Annotated in this window: 25 protein-coding genes and 3 pseudogenes; 13 read left to right on the top strand and 15 right to left on the bottom strand. The window is 40.6% G+C overall.

Features of this window, described 5'->3' with window-relative positions; all coding sequences use genetic code 11:
- The first annotated feature begins 586 nt into the window (after nt 1-586).
- Together VL20_RS16165 and VL20_RS16160 are read left to right on the top strand one after the other, a co-directional pair.
- Nucleotides 587-811, top strand: a complete 225-nt coding sequence (locus tag VL20_RS16165) for a DUF2281 domain-containing protein (protein WP_002796731.1) — start codon at nt 587-589, stop codon at nt 809-811.
- A 5-nt stretch (nt 812-816) separates the two neighbouring features.
- Nucleotides 817-1203, top strand: a complete 387-nt coding sequence (locus VL20_RS16160) for a type II toxin-antitoxin system VapC family toxin (protein ID WP_012265532.1) — start codon at nt 817-819, stop codon at nt 1201-1203.
- Between the two features lie 741 nt (nt 1204-1944).
- Here VL20_RS16160 and VL20_RS32895 read toward each other — a convergent pair.
- From VL20_RS32895 to VL20_RS16120, 8 genes and pseudogenes are all read right to left on the bottom strand, one after another.
- The gene (locus VL20_RS32895; RefSeq protein WP_284525825.1) at nt 1945-2379 is read right to left on the bottom strand and encodes a hypothetical protein; all 435 of its coding nucleotides are present in this window, start codon (nt 2377-2379) and stop codon (nt 1945-1947) included.
- Nucleotides 2376-2726 (bottom strand): hypothetical protein, encoded by a 351-nt coding sequence (locus tag VL20_RS32890; protein ID WP_284525824.1) that lies wholly within the window; start codon nt 2724-2726, stop codon nt 2376-2378. Before VL20_RS32890 ends, VL20_RS32895 begins: the two co-directional genes overlap by 4 nt.
- A gap of 175 nt (nt 2727-2901) precedes the next feature.
- A complete protein-coding gene (locus VL20_RS16145; protein ID WP_002752537.1) occupies nt 2902-3246 on the bottom strand; it encodes a type II toxin-antitoxin system PemK/MazF family toxin in 345 nt (114 codons plus the stop codon).
- Nucleotides 3239-3430: a hypothetical protein gene (locus VL20_RS16140; RefSeq protein ID WP_002734063.1), complete on the bottom strand. Its 192-nt coding sequence runs from the start codon at nt 3428-3430 to the stop codon at nt 3239-3241. The genes VL20_RS16145 and VL20_RS16140 overlap by 8 nt, the downstream gene beginning before the upstream one ends.
- Nucleotides 3431-3481: 51 nt before the next feature.
- Entirely contained in the window at nt 3482-3940 is a 459-nt protein-coding gene (locus VL20_RS16135) for a hypothetical protein (protein ID WP_052277088.1), read from the bottom strand.
- Nucleotides 3941-3967: 27 nt separating this feature from the next.
- Nucleotides 3968-5014, bottom strand: coding sequence for a class 1 fructose-bisphosphatase (fbp, locus tag VL20_RS16130; RefSeq protein ID WP_052278488.1), 1047 nt, complete (start codon nt 5012-5014; stop codon nt 3968-3970).
- A gap of 305 nt (nt 5015-5319) precedes the next feature.
- Nucleotides 5320-6102, bottom strand: coding sequence for a DUF3153 domain-containing protein (locus VL20_RS16125; RefSeq protein ID WP_052277087.1), 783 nt, complete (start codon nt 6100-6102; stop codon nt 5320-5322).
- 2 nt (nt 6103-6104) lie between these two features.
- Nucleotides 6105-8356: pseudogene (locus VL20_RS16120) on the bottom strand (ribonuclease R family protein).
- Between the two features lie 422 nt (nt 8357-8778).
- Between VL20_RS16120 and VL20_RS16115 the strand changes: the two are divergent.
- Nucleotides 8779-9600, top strand: a complete 822-nt coding sequence (locus VL20_RS16115) for a hypothetical protein (protein ID WP_052277086.1) — start codon at nt 8779-8781, stop codon at nt 9598-9600.
- A 638-nt stretch (nt 9601-10238) separates the two neighbouring features.
- On the opposite strand, the gene VL20_RS29070 is transcribed toward VL20_RS16115, so the two are convergent.
- Complete coding sequence (locus tag VL20_RS29070; protein ID WP_221634784.1) at nt 10239-11435, bottom strand: DUF4377 domain-containing protein; 1197 nt, start codon at nt 11433-11435, stop codon at nt 10239-10241.
- Between VL20_RS29070 and VL20_RS32885 the strand changes: the two genes are divergently transcribed.
- The 7 genes and pseudogenes from VL20_RS32885 (at nt 11425) to VL20_RS16070 (ending at nt 15416) form a co-directional block, all read left to right on the top strand.
- On the top strand, nt 11425-11547 hold the full coding sequence (locus VL20_RS32885; protein WP_260441193.1) for a hypothetical protein: 123 nt from the start codon (nt 11425-11427) through the stop codon (nt 11545-11547). The two genes, VL20_RS29070 and VL20_RS32885, sit on opposite strands and share 11 nt — an antisense overlap.
- A gap of 151 nt (nt 11548-11698) precedes the next feature.
- Nucleotides 11699-12043 (top strand): YbaB/EbfC family nucleoid-associated protein, encoded by a 345-nt coding sequence (locus VL20_RS16100; protein ID WP_052277085.1) that lies wholly within the window; start codon nt 11699-11701, stop codon nt 12041-12043.
- Nucleotides 12044-12102: 59 nt separating this feature from the next.
- Nucleotides 12103-12825: a pyridoxine 5'-phosphate synthase gene (locus tag VL20_RS16095; protein ID WP_211571677.1), complete on the top strand. Its 723-nt coding sequence runs from the start codon at nt 12103-12105 to the stop codon at nt 12823-12825.
- Between the two features lie 67 nt (nt 12826-12892).
- Nucleotides 12893-13204 (top strand): MgPME-cyclase complex family protein, encoded by a 312-nt coding sequence (locus tag VL20_RS16090; RefSeq protein ID WP_002789077.1) that lies wholly within the window; start codon nt 12893-12895, stop codon nt 13202-13204.
- Between the two features lie 178 nt (nt 13205-13382).
- Nucleotides 13383-13955, top strand: a pseudogene (locus VL20_RS29065) (ISAs1 family transposase); the annotation flags it as partial.
- 185 nt (nt 13956-14140) lie between these two features.
- Nucleotides 14141-14668, top strand: a pseudogene (locus VL20_RS29055) (ISAs1 family transposase); the annotation flags it as partial.
- 280 nt (nt 14669-14948) lie between these two features.
- Nucleotides 14949-15416, top strand: coding sequence for a CYTH domain-containing protein (locus VL20_RS16070; protein ID WP_052277082.1), 468 nt, complete (start codon nt 14949-14951; stop codon nt 15414-15416).
- Between the two features lie 215 nt (nt 15417-15631).
- Here the strand turns inward: VL20_RS16070 and nusB are convergent, their stop codons facing one another.
- The gene (nusB, locus tag VL20_RS16065; protein ID WP_052277081.1) at nt 15632-16285 is read right to left on the bottom strand and encodes a transcription antitermination factor NusB; all 654 of its coding nucleotides are present in this window, start codon (nt 16283-16285) and stop codon (nt 15632-15634) included.
- On the opposite strand from nusB, the gene VL20_RS31495 reads away from it, so the two are divergent.
- Complete coding sequence (locus VL20_RS31495; protein WP_162490492.1) at nt 16271-16411, top strand: hypothetical protein; 141 nt, start codon at nt 16271-16273, stop codon at nt 16409-16411. The genes nusB and VL20_RS31495 overlap by 15 nt on opposite strands.
- Nucleotides 16412-16422: 11 nt before the next feature.
- Here the strand turns inward: VL20_RS31495 and VL20_RS16060 are convergent, their stop codons facing one another.
- The 5 genes from VL20_RS16060 to VL20_RS16045 form a co-directional block, all read right to left on the bottom strand.
- Nucleotides 16423-17886, bottom strand: a complete 1464-nt coding sequence (locus VL20_RS16060; protein ID WP_052277080.1) for a DNA phosphorothioation system restriction enzyme — start codon at nt 17884-17886, stop codon at nt 16423-16425.
- Between the two features lie 360 nt (nt 17887-18246).
- Nucleotides 18247-18834, bottom strand: coding sequence for a protoporphyrinogen oxidase HemJ (hemJ, locus tag VL20_RS16055; RefSeq protein ID WP_002739167.1), 588 nt, complete (start codon nt 18832-18834; stop codon nt 18247-18249).
- A gap of 387 nt (nt 18835-19221) precedes the next feature.
- Nucleotides 19222-19344: a hypothetical protein gene (locus tag VL20_RS32880; RefSeq protein ID WP_284525823.1), complete on the bottom strand. Its 123-nt coding sequence runs from the start codon at nt 19342-19344 to the stop codon at nt 19222-19224.
- Between the two features lie 380 nt (nt 19345-19724).
- Nucleotides 19725-20675 (bottom strand): hypothetical protein, encoded by a 951-nt coding sequence (locus VL20_RS16050; protein WP_052277079.1) that lies wholly within the window; start codon nt 20673-20675, stop codon nt 19725-19727.
- Between the two features lie 7 nt (nt 20676-20682).
- The gene (locus VL20_RS16045; RefSeq protein WP_052277078.1) at nt 20683-22047 is read right to left on the bottom strand and encodes a UDP-N-acetylmuramoyl-tripeptide--D-alanyl-D-alanine ligase; all 1365 of its coding nucleotides are present in this window, start codon (nt 22045-22047) and stop codon (nt 20683-20685) included.
- 443 nt (nt 22048-22490) lie between these two features.
- Here VL20_RS16045 and VL20_RS16040 point away from each other — a divergent pair, with 443 nt between their 5' ends.
- A complete protein-coding gene (locus VL20_RS16040; RefSeq protein ID WP_052277077.1) occupies nt 22491-23759 on the top strand; it encodes a hypothetical protein in 1269 nt (422 codons plus the stop codon).
- A 611-nt stretch (nt 23760-24370) separates the two neighbouring features.
- A protein-coding gene (locus VL20_RS29045; RefSeq protein WP_128575236.1) for an ISAzo13-like element ISMae28 family transposase occupies nt 24371-25593 on the top strand; the annotation gives its coding sequence in 2 pieces (ribosomal slippage) (nt 24371-24851 and nt 24851-25593; 1224 coding nt in all).
- The last annotated feature ends 28 nt before the right edge of the window (nt 25594-25621 follow it).

Genomic DNA, 25621 nt, shown 5'->3' with positions numbered 1-25621 from the left:
AAGCAAGCGGTTTCGCTTGTTTGGTATGAAGGTGGCAATCGCAGTTTTTTCAACTGTGTTTGTAGCCTTTAACCAAGCTTATAAAGGAGCCAATTCTGTAGCCCTAGAATAGATTGACACACTTAAAGGAATGAATGCGTCTCGTTCCCAGATTTTTCAAAAGGTTTTTGAGAGTCCCAATCCGATTGTCTGGCACTAACATCGGATTTTAACAGGTCAAAAGCCTTATGGCTCTTCTCGACTTTGTGTGATAATTTTTGCTTATGGAATCGTGAAATGTTTACTGGGAAAGACTTTTAGGACTATTTTGCGGATATTCTATCAGTATAGACCTAGTTTCCACACAGAAACCAGAAGAGCCGCCTTATTTTAAAAGGGTTTTACCATTATTCAGAAAACCCTATGTAAATGACCAAAACCGCCAAACCAATAGCTATACTGTTATAAGAGCTATTTCCCGCAATTAGACCGCCAAGAAAAATTGAATGCCAACGATAACAAAAGAAACCCTTAAGCAAGAACTCGATCGCCGTAATAATCAACAACGTCAAATCTTAAATATTCAACCTTAAAAGGAGCAAACCTAATGACAACTAGAGAAAGACTGATCCAAGAAATATCTCAAATCTCCGAAGAAATTGTTGAAGAACTGCTTGACTTTTTATTATTTACCCAAGCCAGAAGGAATCAACAAAAAGAGCCAAAAACGCCTAGACCCTACGCCCTCTGTCAAGGAGAATTTACCGTTCCTGCTGACTTTGACGATCCCTTACCCGATGAAATCCTACAGGACTTTGAAAACCCTTTATAAAAATCATGCGACTTTTACTCGATACTCATATCTTTCTCTGGTTTCTTAATGGAGATCCTCAACTTTCACAAGATTTTTGTGATGCCATTAAAGACGCTAAAAATAGCGTATATTTAAGTGTAGCCTCCATCTGGGAAGCCATTATTAAATATCAATTAGGTAAACTTCCCTTGCCAGAATCACCAGAAGTTTATCTGCCCAAACAACGCGATCGCCATCAAATAGCGAGTTTAACGATTGATGAAGAAAGCATCGCCTATTTAATGAAATTACCTCCCTTGCATCGTGATCCCTTTGATAGACTGCTAATTTGTCAAGCAATCCAAAATGATTTAATCATTATTACAGTTGACCAAAAAATTCGCTCCTACCCAATCATTACAACCTTATAATTAATCAGACAAAAATGGCAGAAGTAAACGTTTATTATGATCCAATGGGTAACACCTTAACCGTTGGGTTTGGCGCACCGCACGACCGTTAGAGTATCCATGGTGTAGGATTTTCTGATCTTTACTTTGTCTAAGGCAGGTTTTTCCTAGACAAAGTAAAGCTCAATTTCACCAGCAAAGATACTTTCTCTAATTATCCTCGATCGAGTCCTATTGATCAAGAATTTTTCGGGTGGCAAATAGATTGTTTTGGATCTATAATTATTATTGAAAAAAATAAAAGCAAGCGGTTTCGCTTTAATAATGTATATCTTCCCAGAGGGAGCAATCAGTAATGTTTTGGAAATCTTTGATATTTTTGCTGGCAATAATAACCCGACGACTGGGATATTTTTCTTTGAGTAGCGACCATTGAGCCGATAGGATACAATCTATATCAATATTTTCTTTAACTTTTCAGCCCAAAGATAAGCGGCTTTTTGTAGTAAAATAAAACTGACTTTCTGAAACTTAATTACATTCCTTAACTTATCTAATTCTTGCACGCTTTTACTTCTCGTCTAACCTCATAATCACATAGATCAGATGAAGTCAGACAAGCTCCTCTTGCCAGCAGACGATAAAACCCATTCGGTACATTGATAAACTTCTGTAAATAACTTTTGATCTTCTGGCCAGTCTTCACCGAGCGGGGTTACTAATAAGCTTAAAATGTTAGAGTCCAGAATTACAATCACTCTTTTAATCCCATCCCTTAACTTTTCTCAGATTTTCTAACTGTTCCAAGCGAGATTTTGCCCATGCTATCGCTGGCTGATTTTTTTGTTTCTGCACTTGATCAGTATCGGATTTATTCGACGTATAAAAGTCTGTCCAATTGAGAGGTTTAGTTTCTTGATTTTCGTATTCTTGTATTTGCCAGAGGATTGCTCTAGCCGTATTCTTTAAAGAGATTAAAACTTGCTTAAACTGACTTGTTTTCTCTGGTTGCAAGCTAGGATCATTTAAAAAAGCCTTGGCGATCATCTTAAAAGATTCTAGGTAGTTGTGGGGAAAATAGCCAATATATTTTTCTATTATTATCTCTGAGAGTATGGTAAGACCGAAGCAAATACGATTATATTGAGCGGATTTATCTGTTGATTTTAACAAAGCATCTAACAGTATTTTCTTCACTCGAAATAACTCGATAAAACTCCGTAAATAATTATCATAATATGCCATTTTTTTAAGCTATCAGCAGACAAAACTTCACAATACTTAGCTTGAAATTCTCTTGTTATTGGTTGATATTCAAGAGAATAAATATTCTCCGCTTGATGTAGAGTTTGAGCTGCTCTGATTTTTTCTATAACTCCAGTAATTTTTAAATAATCATTTTGATATTCCTTCGGTAAATTAAGGGATTGATCGGAAGTAAATAGTCCTTCTAAATCTGCTTTTAAAAAACTCATTCCAGCTAACATTTCTTCCCTGCTAACTAGCGGCAAAGATAACAGCAAATCTTCTGTAGTGATCGTCATGACTTAGATAGCTCCTTAAGAATAATCCATGTTCTCATACTAGAATAATTATCCCAAAGGGATTCGATTGTATTTAGGGCTTGCTGAATAAACCTAAACACCCCACACCCCACGAAAAACTTTTTGCCGCAAACCCTAACTATTGATTATGTTTCCGCTGCAACTAGCGCACAGACTAATCTTCGCTTTCTTGATCATTCCTCTCTTCAAACCCTAGCCAAAAAAGTAACGCATTCTCAACCTCCATCATTTGCTCAGATGTCAGATTTCCTAATTTACGCAAAAGCTTTGCATGGGGAATTGTAACGATGTTTTGTACATCAAAGACTCCTTCTCTAAGGAAGCGAGCTTGGACTTTCACTTCAAATCTTGAACCACGAGAGCTTGTCGTATGTGGAACCAGAGTCGCTAAGGCACGCTCTTGATTGCGCGCAGGAATACTGATAACCAAACAGGGTCTGACTTTGGCCACATAACCCAGATCAACCAGCCAAACCTGACCACGATCAGGGCTATCCATAGGAAGCTTCCTGATCATCTAATTCTAGAAAAATTCCCTCGGCATTGAGGACTAGATCTTCATCAGATAAGGGCGGAAAATCCAGGTGAATTGTCCGCTTCAGAATCTCTAATAGCAAATCTGAGCGCTCTGAGTCTGTCAAGCGGTCAAAGGTATCTAAAAGTTCCTGAACTATAGCAGTCATAGCAGTTACTCTATATCTGCTCAATACTATAACACAAGCTTAACAAGGATCTTAGTCATTGCTTGACAGCCCCAATAAATTCCGAATGTAAGTTTGGAATCCCCCCAAACCGCCATCGTCATCCCAACGCTGTCTGAAAGTTGGTAACTTCTCCAATTCCATCACATTCCCACCCTGATACCTGACTCGATAATCAAACATCTTATCTGCTTTTGCTGATACAGGTGGATTATCAAAATCAATAGCCCAAAGCACCTTAACAATTCGATAGATGTCGTAATTATCCTTGCCAATTTCACGTTTGGCTTTGCAGTCGAGAACTTTTACTAAATGGGTAACATACCCTCGCTGTCTGAGTAGTATCAAACTACCTTTTTCGGGTTTATTGGCATTGACTTCATCATCTTTCCATGCCAGTTGGAAGCGATCAGAAACCTTATATTCCCGATATGCCCATGTACCATCGTTTCGCCTGACATTTTTAGTCCACTTCAGAGCTTGTAAATCCATGTCAATATCGCTAAATAAAACTATAAGTTAAACTCGATCGCGATGACGACGATCAGCGATAAAAGACTCTACTAATTTAACATCTTCGATACTACCGATCACTAAAGGTGTGCGGGTGTGTAATTTATCGGGAACGATATCTAAAAGATTTGTCACCCCATCACTAGCTTTACCTCCTGCCTGTTCAATTAAAAAAGCAAGGGGGGCAGTTTCATAAATTAGGCGCAATTTTCCCTGGGGATTTTTAACAGTACCCGGATAAAGAAAAACACCACCCTGCATTAAAATTCGATGGATATCTCCCACTAATGCCCCACTGTAACGGGCCGTGTAACCATCATGACGGTGAACATAACGGGTATAGTCGCGAATTGCCTCATCCCACTGCCAAAAATTGCCCTCATTGGTACTATAAATCGGACCGTGATCGGGGATAATAATATTCTCTTGGGCAAGGATAAATTCCCCTAAACTGGGGTCAAGGACAAAGGCATGAACACCGCGACCGATCGAGTAAACTAAAATAGTCGAGGGTCCGTAGAGAATATAGCCGGCGGCGATTTGTTTACGACCATTTTGCAGTAAATCCTGCGCCTCTCCGTCTAAATCATTGTCTTCCTGTTGACGGATGGCAAAAATCGAACCCACATTTAGGTTAATATCCACATTGGAAGAACCATCGATCGGGTCGTAGAGTAGGGTATAGCGACCGATGGGACAGTTTTCTGGGATATAATAGGGTTTATCCATTTCCTCGGAAGCAAGACGGCAAACTAAACCACTTTGCTTAAAAACCGAGATAAAGACTTCATTGGCAAAAACGTCCATTTTCTTGACCGATTCCCCTTGTACGTTGGTTTCTCCGGTAAAACCTAGCACATCCGCCATTAATCCCGCTTTACTGAGACGACGGGCAATTAATTTCCCCGCTAGGGCAATCCGACTCATAATTGCGCTTAAATCCTGCGCGTCGGGGGAAAAGCTTTGTAGTTGTTGCAGGACGTGACGGGAGAGGGTGGTACAATCTCGATCGAGGCTATATTCGGGGATAGAAAAGGGAATATTGCTAACCATAACTGTAATTGCCAGTAATAAAGTAAAAAAGGGAAACTCGTCTAGTCTCAATTATGACTATGATTTGATCCTAGCCAAGATTTTCCCTATTGCGGGCCAATTTTTAGATCAGTTTCATAAGTTGGCTAATTTTTCTCTTATTGATCATTAAATCTCGGTCAATAAGTGGCTGTTCATAATTAAATTGAAGATGGATCCCCCCTTAATCCCCCCTTGATAAGGGGGGTGTTGATCCCCCTTAATCCCCCTTAATAAGGGGGGTGTCTGACAGTTTTTAACAATAACTACTTAGTTGCCCTCTCAATTTAAGTCGATGGGGATACACCGGGCAAGCGTTTATATTTCAAGTAATAGGCAAAAACTGTTATTAAAACAATAACTATTGTGCCGATACCTAAATAGTTAGGAACCCAAAAAGCTGCCGCAATGGTGTTAATTTCTCCCGGTTTTAAATGCCAAATTAACTGATTGTCAACTTGTTCTACCGGGGGATTTAATCCTGAGTCATCTTCAATATTTTGACCGGCTAAGGGAGTCTTTAAAGCGAAGTCGATATCGACTAAGGAACCGGGGCTAATGATAATATTTCCCTGTTCGGAAAGTACACCCAAAGCCCGCAAATCAACGGTTAATTTTAAGTTTTTCTGGTTCAAAAAGAACCAATCTTGTTCTGTAACTGCCAGTTTTGAATCTAGTTGCAGTAATTTGCTATCATCGGTATTAGGGGAATTTTTGATTTTAAAGGAAGAACTAGGATCAAAAAACTGATTGAATTTTTCCTCTAATTCCTGACTATTACTAAAGGGAATAGTGACAATTATTTCTCGTTCGGAAATATGATCGGTTTTCCCCTTAAGTAATTTTGCCCTCTGTTCGATACTATTTAACCATTTAGTGGCTTCGGTTTGACTGAGACTGGTTAAACGTTGTCCGAGGGTGATATGTTGAATAATTTCCCCGTGGTGTTGGTGGGGAAAATTAATGCCCACATCGTAACGGACACAGCCAGTTAAAAAGAGAAAAATACCGCATAAAAAGGGCAGAATAAAGCGGGTTTTCCCGATTTTTTCGGTGGTTGGTTGATTCATAATTAATCTTCTTCTAAGTCGTCATAACTTGCTGAACTGCCACCGCTAACCGTAACTAGATCGATTTGCTGACGATAATAGTCTACATCTTTTACTTCCACTTCTACCTCATCACCGAGACGATAGGCAACGCGATTTTTCCGTCCTACCAAACAGCTATGACGGGCGCGATATTCGTACCAATCATCCTTGAGAGAAGAAACATGGACCAACCCTTCCACTAATAAATCGGAAATTTCCACGAAGAAACCATAGGATTGTACACCGGTAATTAAGCCGCGAAACACTTGACCCATTCTTTCTTTCATTTTCTCGGCTTTTTTCAATCCTTCTAGGTCTTTTTCCGCATCTTCAGCAATTTTTGAGCGATCATTGAGATGGGAAACAATTAGATGGCTTTCTTCTTCTAACTCCTCCTGAATTTGACTTGGGAGAATATTCCAATGAATCTGTCCATGACAGCTATTACTGCCCAAATTAACCCCGACTTTGACGATTTTGCTGCGGCGATCTTTCCCCTCGGTTAGTAGGAGTTTTAACACCCGTTGTACCCAAAGATCGGCATATCTTTGTAGGGGGGAGAGACAGTGGGTATAATTGCTAGGATAGGCCAAACCAAAATGGGGTAGAGGATGGCTGCTATATCTAACTAATTTGAGAGTTTCTTGCAGCAGATAATTGAGGACTTTCACCGATGAAGAAGCGGAAAAAGTGCGGGTGAGATTTTGATAGTCATTGGGTTTAATCTCCTCCTCGGCAGTTAAATTTAATTCTGCCCCTAAATTATTGGCCAATTTGAGTAAATCCTCCAATTCATCCCAATCCGGTTCCGATTGTCCACAGTAGATACAGGGCAATTTTAAGGCCTGTAAATGTTCAGCGACAACTTTGCCGGCTAAAATTGCCACTTCTGTCAGTAAAGAACGGGCCGGTAAATTATTAGAAGCGAGAACAGTCCCCCCCGTCCTTCGTCTTTGTAGGGAGAGATTTTGTCTAATTGAATATCAAAACTACCCCGCTGCAGACGTTGGGATTTTAGGGTGGGGCAAACGCTGAAAAATAAATCTTTCAGGGTTTCAACGGTATCGGTGGGGGCAGCTTCGCTATCTTCTTCACTGAGCAGATCGCGCACCTGTTGATAGGTAAAATGTTGATCCACTTGGATGAGGCTGCGGGTGATTTCGTACTCCACTAGCTCCCCCTTATCATCGAGGGTGACGAGGATAGAAATAGCGGGGCGCTGTTCTTGGGGTGACAGGGAACAACGACTGGTAAGGGCAGCCGGGACTAATGGCAGCACTTTTTCGCCTAAATAGACGGCAGTTCCCCGTTTTTTGGCAACTTTATCCAATAATCCGCCCCGTTCAATGTAACGGACCACATCGCTGATATGAATGGCCACTTGCCAGCGATTTTGGTTGATTTTCTCTAAAGAAAAGGCATTTTCAATGATTGGGGGATAATCTAGAGGGGTGTCATCTTCGATGGTAAAGGTGAAGAGTGGAGTTAAATCTCGCAGTTGTTCTTTTTCGCCACTATCGAAGAAATATGCTAAATTATCGGCAATTTCGAGGGCTTCTGGCGGAAAATTATGGGGTAGATCGTGTTTACAGGAGACGATATCCGTGTCGGCAGCGGCCTCGGCAGTAGAACCGAGAATGCGAGTAACTTTACCGATGGGAGGCATTTCCCCTAGGGGATAACGGAGGACGGAAACATGAACGAGGTGATCGATATTTTCTTGGAGATTTTGACCATTTTCGAGGAGATTAAGGGTAAATTTTAGGCGATCATCGAGGGGAACCGCCACAAACTGTTCATTTTCCTGTTTTACTTGCGCTAGAAGCGAAGGATTAGCTCGTTCGAGAATTAATCTCACCTCTCCTTCCGGAGAACGACGACGGGTTCCCTCACGGATGATTTTGACTAAAACTCGATCGCCATTCCAAGCGTTACTGAGATGATTTTTCGACACGTAGATGTCATCAGCATCTTCGATATCTTGGATAGCAAAGCAAAATTCTTTACTGGAACAGCGCAGCTTTGCTTCTACGATATTTTCCTCGATTACACGACGATAGCGCCCCCGTTCTTTGACAACCATTCCCAAACGTTCCAAAGCATCGAGAATCACTTGCAATTTTTCGCAGCTTTCGGGATCGTCTTCGCAGCCTAATTTTTTTTCGAGAAGTTTACCCGTAGCTAATTTATCATCACTAAGATGAGAGAGGAGTGTGGCGATCGAGAAGTCCATCTAACAATAATCCTTACTTACAAGACACTGACGGAATGGTGGACAATTAAGTTTAAATACTTATATAATGAGAGGATTGATTTAAACCATTGACTCGAGAGATTATCTCTATCGGGCTAATTGCGATCGCTGTAGGTGACAGTGAAGGTAAACTAAGCAAGCATCGAACACCCGAACCTACCTTGAGAATTATCGAATCCTTTCTTAGGATAAGCCAATAGCGAACACTGGCAAACTTTTTTGCGATCGCTCGTCTTTCTGGCAGAAGCTTCAGCCTAGTAGAATCTTGTTACCATGGGCAAGGCTAATCCTAGGACTGAAAATTTTATCTAATCTTTGATCCTAGCAAGAACTTGCTACATTTTTCCATAATTACGATAGAGTATTTTATTATAAGTACAAAAGAACTCGAAAAAGTCACCATGTTGCAAAAGTTACGCCAACGTTACCCCCAAGTTGCCCTGATTAGCGAGTTAGTTCAAATCGATCACGGCAAGTATATTGTGAGAGCGATCATCGAAATTGAGGGAAAAACGGTCGTTACAGGTTTAGCAGCGGCAGATACGGTGGAAATCGCCGAAGATAGAGCCAGAGAAAGAGCTTTACTGCTTTTAGAAGCTGAAAACACCCCCGATCTCCAGCTTGTGGAAAAAATCAGCCCCAATAATATTTCTCTACCGGAAGATTTACCTAAAACCGTCCCTAGTGCCAAAAAATCGACTAAAACGGCTAAAGTCACCGAAATACCTCGTCCTGAAGCTAAAATTGAACCGGAATTACCCCAAGTTAAGGATATTCCCCCGGCTAAAATTGAACCGGAATTACCTCAAGTTAAGGATATTCCCCCGGCTAAAATTGAACCGGAATTACCTCAAGTTAAGGATATTCCCCCGGCTAAAATTGAACCGGAATTACCTCAAGTTAAGGATATTCCTTTACCAGAACCAGAGCCTTTATTATTAGAAATGGAAACCGATAATTACTCCTTATTATCAGAATTGCCAGAAGAAGCGAGTTTAACTGAAGAAGAACCCCCGGCACCAGAACCAGTTGTTGTTATTCCCGAAGAAATCGATTATTCAGTGCTTAAAACTAAAATTGATGTGGAGATGAAACGATTAGCTTGGACCACAGAAAAAGGTCGGGAATACCTGATTTCTACCTATGGCAAAAAGTCTCGTTTACTGCTAACTAATGAGGAGTTATTAGAATTCTATAACTACTTATCTAGTATCAGTGCCTAATCAATAAACCTGCTGCATAAATCAAAAATCTTCCGTTAAGTGAGGAGTCTCCGAGTCAGTATTCTCCGAGTCAGGAGAAGCAGAAAGAAATAGATTATTTCCTAGCAGTAGAAAAGCGATCTTTTTCTGGAAAATGCGATTAAAAACTCACTTTTGCGGGAGATATAATAAAGAAGCTATTAGCTGCCAGTCTTTTTCTGGCGTTGTCAAATTGAAAGATGCTCCGAATCAGCACCGGAACTGAAATTACTTTGATAGCAAGGATTGCATTGCATCTTGACAATTAGTGTTTAATGAACGAATAGTGCCGATAGTTGGGCTTAAGTGGGGAACAAGAGTCGATCGATTTAGCAGTGGAATTAGCCCTACAATCGGCGTAGGGCTAATTCATGAATTAGCCCTACAATCGGCGTTGTCAAATTGAAAGATGCTCCGAATCAGCACCGGAGCATTGCATCTTTCCTCTTCTGATCTGACAACGCCCTTTTTCTCACTGATAACTGATAACTGATAACTGATAACTGATAACTGATAACTGATAACTGATAACTGATAACTGATAACTGATAACTGATAACTGATAACTGATAACTGATAACTGATAACTGATAACTGATAACTGATAACTGATAACTGAATTAGTTTCTCACTGCTTCTGTTTCCGCTTCTTTGGGAACAAGCACTGGCACTCCGCTGACTGTTTCAATTTGATAAATAACGCGACTTAATTGGGAAGGACAACAGAGAGGATCCGTATCTTTATAGCGATTAAAAACCACAATAATTCGATCGCTATTTTGTAAAACAATTCTCTGAGATGCACCATCAGTGCGGGAATCCATCGGTCGCGGGGAAAGAGTGCCAGCGAATTTACCATCGACAAAAACAAAGTCTTGATAACCCATTGGTCGGCACATTCCATCCACTCCACTCATGGCCGAAATAACGCTAGTTTTACCATAGGTTTGCACGGATCCGTACAGTAACCATCCTGCTTTATTAAGCGCTTGATCATTGGCAGTAATTGCCGGACGAACCTGTTCACGACACTGGTTATCGATCACGGTTTTAACGGGAGATTTGGGGATAGGGGCCTTGGCTTTATTCCAATTAGTTAACGGTCGATCAAACCAAGCTCGCGGAGTCTCTTTTTCTGGGGTTTGGCTAATAACTTCTAATAGCTTCCATGTTTCCGAACTTTGATTAGTAGCTGGATTGGAGACGGTTTCAACGCTAACTTTAATTTGATAGAAAAATCCTGGTTTATAATCAAATCCCTCGATACTATTAGGGAACAATCTCCAGTTTTCCTCTGGTTTCTCTCGCATCTGTAAACAGTCTTTGGTTGTGCCTTGGCTACAGGGTTGTTTCCTAGAATGGATATAAATTGTCCTTTCCGTGCGCGTGGTAGTTGGTGCGGGGGTAAAAGTGAGTATTCCTAAACCTTCGGGAGTACGATAAAATAATTGTAAATCGCCTTTAGCTGTCACTTGGAATTGTTCCACTCCTTGCAAGGCAGCAAGATATTGATTTTCCTGTTTCATCTCCGGTTCTGGACAAGCTTTTTTCGTAGTAGCGATCGCTTGGTTGATCTGAAGCGTGTCATTATTGACTTGATAGCCAGTATTATACTGGTTGCATCCAGCCGAACCACTGAGGATATTTTTCTGGAAAGCGGCAGTAATTTCCGTTTCTTTCACCAAACTTCCGGCTGTCCACCCCCTTAGTTTCCATCGAGTCCCCTCCAAAGGGGAAGTATTAGCGATCGCCGCTTTCCCCGCTAAAGCACAACTTAGGGCAATTGTCAAGAAAATTCCCGTTTTTTTGGCGTTCAAAATTGCTATTCTCCTCGTCAAAGCAACAATTCTATTATGGCGTGGGGTAATCGACTCAGTGGTTAGGATAATTTTTCGGATGTCTCTTTCTGACCATCCCGTGACGGATTAAGAGAGAACAAGTTCCCGCAAACCTTAACCCAGTCAGAAAGTCATCGTTGTCATTAATCACTTTTTGGCCCTTTGAGGGCAAAAAGTTGACCCGGTTCACCTTAAGCAGTACAATAAAAACCTTGAATGACCCCTTAAACAAAAAAAACACCATGGCACAAGGACAAGGATTCGGATTCGGTCTCGGTAAGATTAAAGAATTACAAGACGCTTTCCAAAAAGCGCAACAGGTGCAACAAGGGGCCAAAGTTCTGCAAGAAGAACTGGAAAATATGGAAATTCCCGGCCAGAGTGAAAATGGCTTCGTGACAGTCTATCTCAGTGGCAACCAAGAACCCCGGGGTATTGAAATCGACCCTGCTCTCCTCTCCCAAGATCTGGAGATTGTGGCCGAGTCTATTCTAGAAGCCATGAAAGTCGCCTATAGTGCCTCCACGGAAACCATGCGCGCCAAAATGGAAGAACTGACCAGTGGTTTAAATATCCCCAGTATGTAATCGCTTTTGACCGCAATGGTAAGATGGAAAGTTGGACTAACAAACAAGGAGGTTCAACTTTGCTGACTTTGGGTGTCAATATCGACCATGTGGCCACAATTCGCCAAGCTCGCCGTACCGTGGAACCAGCTCCCGTGGCGGCGGCAGTTTTGGCTGAAATCGGCGGTGCTGATGGTATTACCGTTCACTTGCGCGAGGATCGTCGTCATATCCAGGATCGCGATGTGCGGATTCTCCGGCAAACGGTGCGGACTCATCTGAATCTGGAAATGGCCCCGACGGAGGAAATGATCGCCATTGCTCTCGATATTAAACCCGATTATGTCACCCTTGTCCCCGAAAAGCGCGAGGAAGTGACCACGGAAGGGGGGATCGATATACTGGGCAATTTTGACCGTTTTTGTCAGGTTGTCGAGCGCCTGCAATCGGCTAATATTCCCGTTAGTTGGTTTATTGATGCCGATTTTGCCCAAATTCAAGCGGCCGCTAATACGGGGGCGAAATTTATTGAACTCCACACCGGTCAATACGCCGAAGCACAACAGGAGAGCGATCGTCAAGCACAATTAACAATTCTTAAAGAAGGTTGTGAATACGCTTCCTCTCTCGGTTTGCGGGTGAATGCTGGTCACGGTTTGACCTATTGGAATGTTTATGCCGTCGCCTGTTTGCCCAATATGGAAGAATTGAACATTGGTCACACAATTATCAGTCGTGCGGTTTTAGTTGGGTTGGAACGGGCTGTTAGGGAAATGAAATTGGCTATGCGTGGGCAATTGTAAAGGCTATCAGCTATCAGCTAATCTCCTGACTAGGGAACAATTACACTGAAAAATTAAAGGAAAGATGATGACAACTTATTATTATTTGGTAGCCAGTCAAAAGTTTTTAGAAGAAGAAGCGATCGAAAAGGAAGTTTTGAAGGAAAGAATCAGGAATTATCAAGAAAAAGGTCAAGAAATTGATTTTTGGTTAATTGCCAATCCAGCTTTTTTAGATACTCCCGCTTTTGCCGATATCAAAAAGAAAACTCCCCAACCAGCAGCGGCAATTGTTTCTCTCAACCAACAGTTTATTACTTGGCTGAAATTGCGTCTAGAATACGTTATTACTGGACAGTTTGAGGCTCCTTCCGATACTATTTCCGATCCGTTAAAATAACCCTTTTTTGTCTGTGGTAAATAAGTGGTTATAATTAAATAGAAGATACATTTTGGGTTCGATCCCCCCTGCCCCCCTTGATAAGGGTAGGGCTGTTTCATTCTCCCATCAGAATATCAAAAGTAAAAGCGATCACTGTCTTTGTAAAATGAGAAGTGAACGCGAACTTTTGAAAGATATGTTGAGCTTAATAGAAAAACTGAAACAAGTCAAGGACTTTCGGAAAGATAAAGGAAAAAGACACCCTTTATGGATAGTATTAGTAGTAATAATACTGGGAACAATGCTAGGATACTCAGGTTAGAGAGAACTAGGAGAGTTGGCTAAAAATAATCGGCACAGGCTCAGTCAAGAATTTAACATAATTCCAGAAAGAGTCCCGTCCTATTCAACAATTAGAAGGGTAATGATGGGAGTTGACTGGCAGAGTTTGTTAAAAATGTTTAATGAATGGGCATTAGAAGAATATGGACAAAGAGATGACATAAATTGGCTAGGGATGGATGGAAAAAGTCTCAAAAACACCCTAAAGAATCCTAATAATGAACAACAAAATTTTATCATGTTTGTCTCATTGTTTAGTCAAGAAAGTGGCTTAGTATTACACTTAAAAAGAATCGAAAACAAAAAAGGGTCTGAAATCAACGAAGGTCAAGCTATAATTGAGGATTGCTCTCTCCAAAATCAAGTTTTTACCGGGGATGCTTTACACTGTCAGAAAAAAACAATCAGCTTAATAGCCAAGAGTAAAAATGATGGTTCTTCGTTACTTGGTATGGTTCGATAGGGGGGCATAAATCGACTAAATCCTTATCTGGCAAGAGACTTAATTGATTAGTTCGCTCTAGAAAAAAACAATTAACAAAAATCGCTAAATGCCTTTCTATATAAGGGTTCCATCCCTTATAACTCCCGTCCATTGCATAACACAAACCGAAGAGCCAAAATGATTATGTTATCACCGTTAAAGGAAATCAGAAAAATCTTTATCAGCGAATACAAGACCTGAGTAATTCCTCAAAGCCAGAAAGTTGCTTTCTTGAACAAGATAATAGTCATGGACGAAAAATATCAAGAAAAATAGAAGTTTTTAAAGTGAGGAACAATGAAAGACAAGGGTTTGAAAATCTGCGAAGAGTTATTAAAGTAGAAAGAAGGGGTAGTCGCGGGGATAAAACCTATGAAGAAACAGCTTACTATATCAGTAGCCTAACCGAATCCGCTCAAGTATTTGCTAAAATTATTCGAGGACACTGGAAAATAGAAAATCAGTTACATTGGGTAAAAGATGTAATTTTTGAGGAAGATAAAAGCGAGATAAGTGATTTTCAAGCGGCCAGCAATTGGTCAATTCTCACAACTATAGGATTGAATCTTTTCAGAGGTTTGGGTTTTCTCTCAATAACAGAGGGACAGAGGTGGTTAGCTGAACGTTGGGAAAAACTGATAGTTTTATCGACGTAAGAAGCGGAAAAATTAGCTAAATTAACAGGATGTACTCTCAGACAATTTGAAGAGAGATAGGCTTTTAGTGGCTTGGGAACAAGCTTTATCAATTTATTCATAATAAATTTGGCAGAGGATTAAAGATTAGTTATTGTGACTAACTCTTTTGGTTAGAACAAGATAAACTTGAGAATCTTCGGTCAAATTTATTGACTCAAAATCAGCTATACTTAATTTAAATGAAACAGCCCTACCTTAATAAGGGGGGCATCTGAAAGTTTTTAATGCCTACCTACTTATGTCTGTTGAAATTGAACGGAAATTTCTAGTTAAAGGGGATTCTTGGCGATCGCTTGCGACTGGCAAGTTGTATCGTCAGGGATATATTCCTACCCAAGATGGATTGACAACTGTGCGAGTTCGTGTAGTTGGAGAGCGGGGTTATTTAACCATTAAAGGCAAGACTGAGGGCATGAGTCGTCAGGAATTCGAGTATGTAATTCCCCTAGAAGATGCGGCGCTCATGTTAGAAAACCTCTGTAAGAAACCTTTAATTGAAAAGATTCGTCATCGCATTTCTCTGGATAATTTAACTTGGGAAGTTGATGAATTTTGGGGGGATAATCAAGGTTTGATTATGGCTGAAATTGAGTTAGAACAAGAGGATCAAGTCATTACTATTCCCGATTGGATCGGCGAAGAAGTCACGGGAGATGAGCGATACTACAATAGCAATTTACAGAAATTTCCCTATAAAATGTGGTGATTGTAGTATTAATTTACTCCCAGTTTAACGGGAGCATCTCACCTTTGCAATGAGCATAAATACTTAGTAGAAAAATAGGCTTTTCGAGGGTAATTCTTGTTTTAATTCTCCATGTACGCGGTCTTTAAAAGCCTCTATTTCGTTCCAAGACACGATTAAGAGTGGCTTTTAGGCTAAGTATAATTACTCATCGCGTAAGTGAGATGCTCCCCAGTTTAACTCTGGGTAGATAGGGCTTTTTCTGTTTCGTTTAGCTTATTCGTTACCCGTCGGAGAACGCCATTAATAAAGCGATAACCTTCATCATCAGAATAACGTTTGGCTAATTCGATCGCCTCATTAATTGCTACTTTTTGAGGTATATCGAGATAGAGCATTTCTGCCACGGCAATTTGCAGGATATCCCGATCAATTCTTGGTAAACGATGCAGTTGCCAATCCACTAAAGCACTGGTTAATTCCTGTTCAATTTCCGCACGACGACGATAGACTGTACCGATTAATTCTAGGGCATATTCCCGCACTTCGTACTGACTAGATAACTGGACAATTTCGGGAAAATCTATCACGGTTCCTAAACGATTAATGGCATTGTGGGTAAGAGAAATTGCTTCTTTTACCATGGTTTGGGCGCTTTTTAGATTTGTTGCCTTAGTATCACTAGCGAGAATCCGTTCATTACCACGACTAATTTCAGCGGCAGCGGTTTCTAAGGTTTCTTGAATTTCGACGGTTAAGGTTCTAACTGCAACTAAAATTAAATCGTTTAAAGTTTGCTGTTCCAGGTTTTCAGGATTGCCTTTAATCTGACTTAAACTCAAAAGGGCAAGTTCTCGAGCAATGCGACGGGGTTGTTGACGGGGAGGCATAGAAATTTAGAAGGAGAGGAAGGAAAATTATACAACTTTATCGATCGCTATCTGGTTTGGTTAATTTTTCTCGGCGATCAATTTTTGACTAACTTCTATTTTAGCATAAAAGCCGCCAAGATTTAACTTTTCAAGTTTTAATTAGACAAAAGACAATATCTATCTTGAATCTCCCCTAATTTAGTCTCAGCTTCTTGAGCATTAATAGCTAACTGAGCAAACTCTAGAAAGCGTTTTAATTCCTTGCGTAATAAATTCCTTTCTACTTCCCAGGTTTCTCGATCTAAGGTGGGTGGCATAACGATCATATCAAATAAAGTCGCCTGTTTTTTATCGGGATGGGGGCGCAATATTCGCCCGCGACGCTGAATAAATTGTCGAGGATTACCACTACTAGCCAGAATGACTGCGTTTTGAATTGATGGCAGATCTACTCCTTCATCTAAACATCTAATTGCCACTAATCCTTGCAGATAACCCTCCTCAAATTGTTGGCGAATTTTTTCTCGTTCTTCTAGGGAAGTTTCTGCGGTGTAGATAGCAACTCGATAACCTAATTGATTGCCTAACAAATGAGTAACTGCCTCTACCTGACGACGATAATTAGCAGTATAATTTTCTAGATAACCATCCCCACAATAAAACAAAGTATGATCCGTATCTAAACGCTCTTGCATCAGTTGTTGTAAAGCCTGTAATTTATTACTTGCTGAACCAACTAATCGTGATCTTTGCATTAACAAAGCGGTGAGGTTTTCATTACCATTTAAATTACTATTTTTCTGCAAAGTCCAGCCGATTCTTTGGGTTAATTTTGCGTATAATAAAGCCTCATTATCGGTTAATTCAACCAAGATTGGATAATAAAAATAATTGACTAAAGCTCCTTTTCTAATAGCATCACCTAGGGTAAATTCTGGTTGTAGAATTTGTCCAAAATATTCAAGAATAGCGTCGGTTCCTTCCTGATCAAAATATCTTTCAGGAGTTGCAGATAAAGCCAATCTTAGACCTAAAGAACGGGGTAATAACTCTTCTAATCGGGGGGAACCTAAATTATGGGCTTCATCACCAACGATTAAAGTTTTATCGGGAAAAAATTTTATTTGTGATTGAAAACCCTCGCTAATAAAAGTTGAGTTAGTAGTTAAAATAGTGACAAATTTTTGATTACCCGCTTGCACATTATATAATTCTGTGGATAGTTGACTTTGCCATATATGGACACTTTCGTAGGCTAAAATCGGTTTAAGATTAAATTTTTCCGCTTCTCGTTGCCATTGATTGACTAGGTGACGATAGGGACAAATTACTAATAATACTTGCAGTTCTATCGCTTGGTAAAGTTCCATGGCAATAGCTAAAGCAGTAATAGTTTTACCGCTGCCGGTGGCCATTTTTAAAGTTCCTCGTCCCCGATTACGAAACCAACTGATAATCGCTGTATTTTGGTAGTCTCTCAATTCTAAATTGGGAGGAATTCTAGGAATACCAGAGGGATTAACTCGATAGAATCCTCGCAATTCAGCAACTTGCTTGATTTTGCGGGAACTGAGAAAATCCCTAGTTATTTTTTCCCAATCTATCCAGCAACTATTCATAAGACCTCTTGTAAAAATCAAAAATTGTTGTTAGGGTTAGAAGTCAGTAGTCAGAAGATTGTTTTTATTTATGGCGTTGTTCAAAACCTTGCGTTTTCATCGGCCCGCGTTTTGTAGGGGTGAAGCATTCGGCCAATAACCTATCGGTGAAACCGGAGATTTTCTATCCGAATGCTTCGTCCGTACTTTTTCAGCAAACCCTAAATAGTTTTGGTATAGATTTAAAAATAGCATAAAGCCAAAAACCTAAAAGCTAAAGGTTGCTACCTATACAATGGGGATGGACTAAAAAGACCATCCCATAGCTGTCAACCCACTCTTAAATGTTATCCTAGAAACCTAGGCAATGATTGAGATAATTTACCTGGTCGCTACTTCCTCTTTTTGGGGAGTATTTTGCCGAAGTTTTTCTTGATCTTGGCGACGTTTTTTAGCATAAAGTTGGATTGTCACTGCCATTAATACCACTAAAGCTACAATTAACCAAGTGGTCAAATCGAGGGGTAATTGATTCTTAAATACTGCCAAAAGGACAATAACTACCAATAACAGGGTTGGTGCTTCATTTAATGCCCGAAATTGCTGTCCCGTCCAATTACATTCCCCTTTTTCTAGCTTCTTCATGATGCGACCACAGTAGAAATGATAGAGCAGTAAAAGAGCCACAAAGGATAATTTAATATGTAACCATCCCGATTTTAAAATTTCCGGTTCTGTGGAGATTAAACCGATCGCCATGGCCACGGTGACAATCATCCCCGGTGTGGTGATGATATTGTAGAGTCGCTTCTCCATGATCTCGTATTGTGCTTTCAGAATAGCTTGTGCGGGTTCTGTTTGTGTTGCTGCCTCCGCATGATAGACAAACAAACGTACTAAATAAAATAGTCCCGCAAACCAAACAACTACCCCAATCAGGTGAAATGCTTTAAACCAATAGTAAGCCATAGTCTATATTGTGATGTGAGTCCCGAATTAATTAGTCTAAGAGTTATCTATACTTTCCCAGACTATCCCTATACAAAAGTTTAGACGGAAAATAGGCGTTGCGGAGCAGGGAGAAGGGAGAGGGGTGTAGGGTGTGGGGTGTGGGGTGTAGGGTTTAGGGTGTGGGGTGTGGGGAGCTTTTTCAGTCAACAATAGATCTCTTGCAAAAATCAACAATCTTCTGTTAGGTGAGGAGTAAGGAGTCAGTAGTCAGTAGTCAGGAGAATTAAGAATGTGCATTAATCGATTAAATGCTCCATTTAGGCATTTTATGCAGTTTTATGTCTATTTTTGTCATTTTTGAACTCTCAAGAATTAATTATGCAAGAACTCTAATAAACTAAAAACTCACATCTGATAACTGATAACTGATAACTGATAACTGTCTCCTAACCCAATGTTGGACAAAGATAAGCAAAAATTATTGACTGACTCCAAAAACTTGAGAATATTTAAATTAACATTCCGCAATATTTACAAATTCTTAAGATTTTATTGAGAAAGATTTTTATTTAACAACGATGTTATGAAGGTGACAGCGATTTGATAGAATTTCAGAATGGGGTATTCTATGCTTTTTTAGGCAGCAACGATTGAAACCCTGACCACACCTAGAAGGTGATCCTAATTAAGACAGGTAAATGAGTCAATTTCACCCACAACGATGATCTTTTTTTTGTGTAGTTTTATTGCAAAAAAAAAGTTTTTTTGACAAAAAGCACAAAGTATGCTAAGGTCTAACGGATTTCTAGCTGCGAGTAGTTATTGAAGAGAAGGAAGCAGGGAAGTGGGGAAGTGGGGAAGTGGGGAGTGGGAAGAATAAATAAAAATAATCTCCTGACGACCGATAGCTAATTATCTAACAGCAAAGGTCGCAGAAAACCGCCATAATTCTCGTCATCTGTACCGATAAAGACTTCTATTTTACCTCTCGGAGATTCTCTGGTAGTCACCGCTTCCACTTTGGAGCCATCGATTTCTGCAATTTTTTGGGGATTAGGGGCAAGAATTAGGTTATTATCGGCTGTAACTTGACCTATACGGTAAACTGCACTTCTAAACACCCCCGCACTATCTGGATCGTAAGCGGAAGCTATGTAGATATTACCTTGCTTATCTACGGCTAAATCGGAGATGGGGCGAATATTTTTACCACTACCAAAAGGACTCCGAAAAGTTACCGACTGAAATTCCCCGAATTTTAAGGGATTGAGCGAGATATCCGTCCAGCGAATCTTTGTACTCTCTTGACTATCGGCCCGTTCTGCGTAGATAAATAGATAACGATCGCCTTGCCGACTAACAGCGATCGCCTCTACATTTTCCACCGCAATCGGCCAATTTATTTGCTCAACTAGCTTGACTTTTTGCTGGTTGTATGCTAGTAAAAACAGCCGTTGAAAAGGTTTTTTCTCGCCACTTTCAGCCAACAAAAACAAATTAGTTTCAGGGATATGAGTAATACTTTCGAGATCGTTACTCAATCCCTCTGGATTTGGCCAATCTACCCTTAAAACCTGCCATAATAGCGGTTTTTCCTGGGTAGGTAGCTGTAAAAGACTCAGCCTTGCTTGAGATGGATCACTATTTTTGCCCTTATTTTTGGCATCGTGAACCCCTAGAAAAATATCTGCTTCTACCCAAGCTAAACCACTGAGATCTGGGAGATAAGTCTCCAGTCGTCTCGATTGTTGAGCAAAAGAGACTTGAGCGGCCGAAAAAAAGAAAACTATAGCTAAAATCACCGAAAAAACAGTTTTTAATCGGCTATTCTTGCTAAAAAAGGCTCTATTCTCTAACACCTATTCCCTAACTCCCAATATCACTGATTAACTCCTCCACCACCCGATTTAAACCGACGGAATGGGAAGCCTTGCACAAAATGCGATCGCCGAAATCGATCACTTCCTTTAAACGATTAATTAAATCTGCGTGAGTTTGAAAACATTCGCAATCGACACCAGTAGCGGCCTCAGCAATAAACTTAGCTTCTGGGTCATCCACCAAGACAAACAAGCGATCTATGCCTAGTTTTTGCACCCTCTCACCGACTTGGCGATGTAATTGCTCCGAAAAAGACCCTAACTCCTTCATCGTGCCTAAAACAGCAATATGACGCTGACCGGGGGTAGCTTTCAGCAAATCCAAGGCCGCTAACATTGATTCTAGACCGGCGTTATAGGTTTCATCGAGGAGTAGGATATCGGTTGCTAATTGGTAACGTTTGGCCCGACCACTGGGTAAATTAACCTTAATTCCCTGTTGCAAAGAAGTCCAATCGATGCCTAAAATTTTCGCTACAGCCAAGGCTGCCATAAAATTTAAAGCATGATGACGACCGGATAAAGGTAAGTTAAAATCTAGTCCATTGACTCGTAAAGTAGTTAAATCTAGTAATTCCCCGACTATATCGCCGCCAGAGAAGCCATAGGTAATTGTTTCCCCCTGCCATACCCGTTTAGCTGTTTCGGTAAGTAAAGGGTGATCGTAGTTAAGAACTGCTATACTACTAGAAGGAGACTCGGCCAATAACTCGCATTTGGCCTCTGCGATCGCCGACTCCGACCCTAAACGACCGATGTGAGCGGTTCCCACATTAGTAATCACTGAGATCGTCGGTTGGGCGATTTGAGCGAGCAGGGCAATTTCTCCCCGTCCCCGCATTCCCATCTCGATTACGGCACTATCGTGAGTTTCATCCAGTTCGAGGAGAGTTTTCGGCACTCCGATCTCATTGTTATAATTAGCTAGGGTTTTATGTACCTTTCCCCGGGTTGCTAATACCGAAGCGATTAATTCTTTAGTCGTGGTTTTCCCCACCGATCCCGTAATAGCAATCACGGGTATAGTAAATTGATTCCGCCACCAATGGGCCAATTGCTGATAGGTTTCTAGGGTATTCTGGACTAGGAATACGGGAATATTTTTAGAGTAATTTACCGACACTGGCTGATCAACAATCAAGGTCGCCGCTCCCTTTTCTATAGCCATATCGATAAAATCATGACCATTAAAATTATCACCCTTTAATGCCAAAAATGCTTGTCCAGACTTAATACTACGACTATCGGTATTAATTCCAGATACTAAACTATCGGGACTAAAACTTATGTCACCCTTATTTTGTAAGGATAATAGTTGAGCGAGTTGATTGAGGGATAAATGACAGGGCATAGACAATAGAAATACTTAGAGTAAATTCCGAATTATCTAGAAGATGGATTTAGGTTTAAATGTGACTTAGATCACATCTGATCGGGGTTTCTTTTTGCTAACTTAATTAGCAGGGTACGCTGCCTAAATTTTTATTAATCTGGGCATAGTCCGCAAGCTTGGCCAGGTAAGCCAAGGGTAATTTTCCTAAACTTGCCAAGCTAAAATGGATCAACTCGGTCACTACAATGACCCAAAATAGGGGCATCCTCAGAAGGGAGCATCTACTATCTAATCACAATTGACCCCTTTATGGTCCTAGCCCTAAAATCCATCCGCTTAAGTACCTAGGCAAAATTATTTACACATGACGATCATTGCCCCGTAAGGGTTTTAGCTCGATCGGGCAGGTAATTAATTTTGCATGACTACTTACTGATTTAGGAGGGCTAAATCAAATAACCATGGCTAGTCTAAACAGTGAACAAAGACCAAAAAGAGACGAAGAACAGCTACTGTGCGATTATTGGCTCGACCGCGCCAGGACAGATTCCCCCGAGCAATTAATCGAGGATTTTCGTCGTCTGTTTATCGAAGGTGGGGGCTATCGAGAAGCTCCTATTTATTTAGCCCTAGAGCGTCTTGTCAAGGCCAAAGATGTGGAAAGTCGTTTTGATCATTTCTTTAACCGCTGCTGTCATATTTTAGTGAATCGATGGCAAACGCAGCCCACCCATCAGCCAGCAATTCCCGAATTGGTATCGCTGCTGGAAAATTTGCCCTCCCCACGTCCCGGACATTACAGCAGCCCCAATAATTTGCGCCATCTGGTCAAAAAATTTACCCTCTCGGATGACTACGTTAGGATGCAGCGTCTGGCGAGAATTATTAGCGGCCAATACAGCGAAAAAACCGCCGCTTCCCTGGGAACCCTGATTAGTCGTTATCCCTATCTCTATGATTACTATTTACTCGGTGATGACAGTCCCCGAGAACAGCGACAAACCGTTAGACGTATTAAGGTGAAAACCGAGAGCCGTTTCGAGGTAAATCTCTCTCGTTATGTCACCTATCAGGTACGTTTGGCACAGGTTGCTCATAGCCCAAAAATCAGGGAAGAAGCGGGGAGAATCATTCAACCGGTAGAAAATCCCACCCTGCTCAATGATAAGGAGCTAAATCGCACCCTCAAGTATTATCTGGGGACGGTAGCAGGAAATTATACTTATAAGGAGCTTTCGCAAAATTTTCTGGCGAATACAGTTTATACCCCTACCTATAAAGATTTCAAAAATGATCTCTACGATTATCTAATTACCTCCTTAGACTACGGCAAGGGGCAATTTCACCAAAAACTCGACGATATCCTGCAAAATACTCTACCCCACTGCGATCAACAAAAACCGAGTGAATTTCTCATGCTGCGTACTTCTAGCCAACTGTTAAATTATCTGGTGGTGGAAAGCGGGCAAAAACCCGATCATTACCTTCTTATGGATATGATCACCAATATGGGGGTAACTCGGACTGTGGGGTTATTGCTCAAGTTGGTTTTGATCTGTCCCCAGGCAAAACCCCAATTAGATAAACGTTTTTCGATTCTGTTTAACCACTACGAGAGTTATTCTCGCGATCAAGTGCCTTGGTTGGTTAAATCCCTAGAAAATCTGCAAGTAGCTTTTAGTATTCATTTCGGCCAAGTTGATTTGTCCTTTCTCCGTCAAATCCAGTGATCAGCTGTTCCCTATCTAGGGTTTGCGGCAAAAAGTTTTTCGTGGGGACAGGGTGTGGGGTGTGGTGCGATTCGTTGGCTAGAAACTAGACAGTAAGACGTTTAGAGGATTAGCCGCTTGGTAAATGTAGTACCTTGATAACTTTATAACCTTACAGGTGCGGGTTAGTAATAACCTTAGTCCTGTCCTCTAGATGCCTAGAGTGACGGCATTTCCTGCTGCTTTAGACTTGGTACATCTGAGGTAGTGAGCGAGGAAAAAAAGCGGTATCTGATAGCCTAAATCAGAAACCCGTTGAGCCAGAACCTATGGATAGCCCTGGGGCGAAGATACGAATTAACCATCGTCAACACCCACGAGCCAAAAGGCTGACAGGCTCGAAACAAAAGTTAACAGAGTTGGGGCTGATAGCTCATACCACTATCAGTAAGGCATTCCCGTTACTCTGTTGTGGACAGTATGGGACTTCCAAAAAATAAACTATTCATGCTCAATAATAATAATCATTCTCGGAGTGTAGGAGGTAGGGGTCGATGGTTGCCTCCTCCTTCCAATTTTGTAGTAGAATTAATCCTGTACATTATTAATCAAGTTTTTCTTTTTAAGTGTATATGGAATTAACTGATTCCCTCAAGAAATTGCTCAGTGAAACTGCACTTCAATTAAAAGGTGCAGCTAAAAGAAGATTCATGGCCCAAACAGTCTTAGAATTAGGCTATGGGGGACAAACCCTTGCTGCACAGGAGTTAGGCTGGAATCGAACTACTATTCGTCAAGGAATTAAAGAACTAAAAAGAGGTATTATTTGTGTTGATAATCATTCAGCTAAGGGGCGGAAAAAAGCAGAAGAACATTTACCTTTTCTATTGGAAAACATCAAAAGTTTAGTGGATTCTCAAAGCCAAACTGACCCAAGTTTTAAAAGCCAAAGGCTTTATGTGAGACTGAGTGCGGCCGAAGTCCGAAAGCAATTAATCTCTAAATATGGGTACAGTGATGAGGATTTACCGAGCGAGGAAACTATTCGGGTTAAATTAAATAACTTAGGTTATCGTCTGAAAAGAGTCGCTAAAGTTTTACCTCAAAAAAAATTCCAGAAACCGAGGCAATCTTTGAGGAATTAGCTAACATTAATCGGGAAGCGGATGAAGACCCTACGATGTTACGTCTTAGTTTGGATGCCAAAGCCCGTGTTAATATTGGACTATTTGATCGAGGAGGTAAGAATAGAATAACTGTCGAAACAAACGATCATGATTTTAATCCGAAAACAACCCTAACCCCTTACGGAATATTTATTCCAGAATTTGATGAGTTGTTTTTGTATTTCACTGCCTCCACAGTCACCAGTGACTTTATTGTTGATATATTAGAAGATTTCTGGGAGTCGGAAAAATCTCGTTTTGAGAAAATTAAAACTTTGATAATTAATCAAGATAATGGCCCAGAAAATAATTCGAGACGAACTCAGTTCATGAAACGTATAGTTGAGTTTTCCCAAAAATATCAAGTTAATATACGTTTAGCTTACTATCCCCCTTACCATAGTAAATATAATCCTATTGAACGAACCTGGGCTGTGTTAGAAAACCATTGGAATGGGAGTATTTTAGATGAAATCGAAACGGCTTTGAAATTCGCCCAAACTATGACTTGGAAAGGAAAACACCCGATTGTTAAGTTGATTACTGAAACTTATGAAAAAGGAGTAAAGCTTACTAAAAAAGCCAGGGAAAAAATCGAAGAAAAAATCGAACGTCTCACAGAATCAACGAATCAAGACTTTCCCGATTTGGGACAATGGTTTATTGATATCTATTATGATAAGACCTAGTTTGTAGTTAACTAAGATGGTTAGCTAA

Origin of the sequence: Microcystis panniformis FACHB-1757 (assembly GCF_001264245.1) — a bacterium.
In the GTDB taxonomy this organism is placed as follows: domain Bacteria; phylum Cyanobacteriota; class Cyanobacteriia; order Cyanobacteriales; family Microcystaceae; genus Microcystis; species Microcystis panniformis.
This window is presented reverse-complemented; position numbering and strand designations above follow the sequence as displayed.

Excerpts from the sequence above, each read along its gene's own strand:
- VL20_RS16100 (WP_052277085.1), top strand. The coding sequence starts at position 11,699 with ATGGCACAAGGACAAGGATTCGGATTCGGTCTCGGTAAGATTAAAGAA.
- VL20_RS16135 (WP_052277088.1), bottom strand. The coding sequence starts at position 3,940 with ATGGATTTACAAGCTCTGAAGTGGACTAAAAATGTCAGGCGAAACGAT.
- VL20_RS16145 (WP_002752537.1), bottom strand. The coding sequence starts at position 3,246 with ATGGATAGCCCTGATCGTGGTCAGGTTTGGCTGGTTGATCTGGGTTAT.
- fbp (WP_052278488.1), bottom strand. The coding sequence starts at position 5,014 with ATGGTTAGCAATATTCCCTTTTCTATCCCCGAATATAGCCTCGATCGA.
- VL20_RS16045 (WP_052277078.1), bottom strand. The coding sequence starts at position 22,047 with ATGCCCTGTCATTTATCCCTCAATCAACTCGCTCAACTATTATCCTTA.
- hemJ (WP_002739167.1), bottom strand. The coding sequence starts at position 18,834 with ATGGCTTACTATTGGTTTAAAGCATTTCACCTGATTGGGGTAGTTGTT.
- VL20_RS16140 (WP_002734063.1), bottom strand. The coding sequence starts at position 3,430 with ATGACTGCTATAGTTCAGGAACTTTTAGATACCTTTGACCGCTTGACA.
- VL20_RS16115 (WP_052277086.1), top strand. The coding sequence starts at position 8,779 with ATGTTGCAAAAGTTACGCCAACGTTACCCCCAAGTTGCCCTGATTAGC.
- VL20_RS16160 (WP_012265532.1), top strand. The coding sequence starts at position 817 with ATGCGACTTTTACTCGATACTCATATCTTTCTCTGGTTTCTTAATGGA.
- VL20_RS16040 (WP_052277077.1), top strand. The coding sequence starts at position 22,491 with ATGGCTAGTCTAAACAGTGAACAAAGACCAAAAAGAGACGAAGAACAG.
- VL20_RS16060 (WP_052277080.1), bottom strand. The coding sequence starts at position 17,886 with ATGAATAGTTGCTGGATAGATTGGGAAAAAATAACTAGGGATTTTCTC.
- nusB (WP_052277081.1), bottom strand. The coding sequence starts at position 16,285 with ATGCCTCCCCGTCAACAACCCCGTCGCATTGCTCGAGAACTTGCCCTT.
- VL20_RS16070 (WP_052277082.1), top strand. The coding sequence starts at position 14,949 with ATGTCTGTTGAAATTGAACGGAAATTTCTAGTTAAAGGGGATTCTTGG.
- VL20_RS16125 (WP_052277087.1), bottom strand. The coding sequence starts at position 6,102 with ATGAATCAACCAACCACCGAAAAAATCGGGAAAACCCGCTTTATTCTG.
- VL20_RS16165 (WP_002796731.1), top strand. The coding sequence starts at position 587 with ATGACAACTAGAGAAAGACTGATCCAAGAAATATCTCAAATCTCCGAA.
- VL20_RS16090 (WP_002789077.1), top strand. The coding sequence starts at position 12,893 with ATGACAACTTATTATTATTTGGTAGCCAGTCAAAAGTTTTTAGAAGAA.
- VL20_RS32890 (WP_284525824.1), bottom strand. The coding sequence starts at position 2,726 with ATGACGATCACTACAGAAGATTTGCTGTTATCTTTGCCGCTAGTTAGC.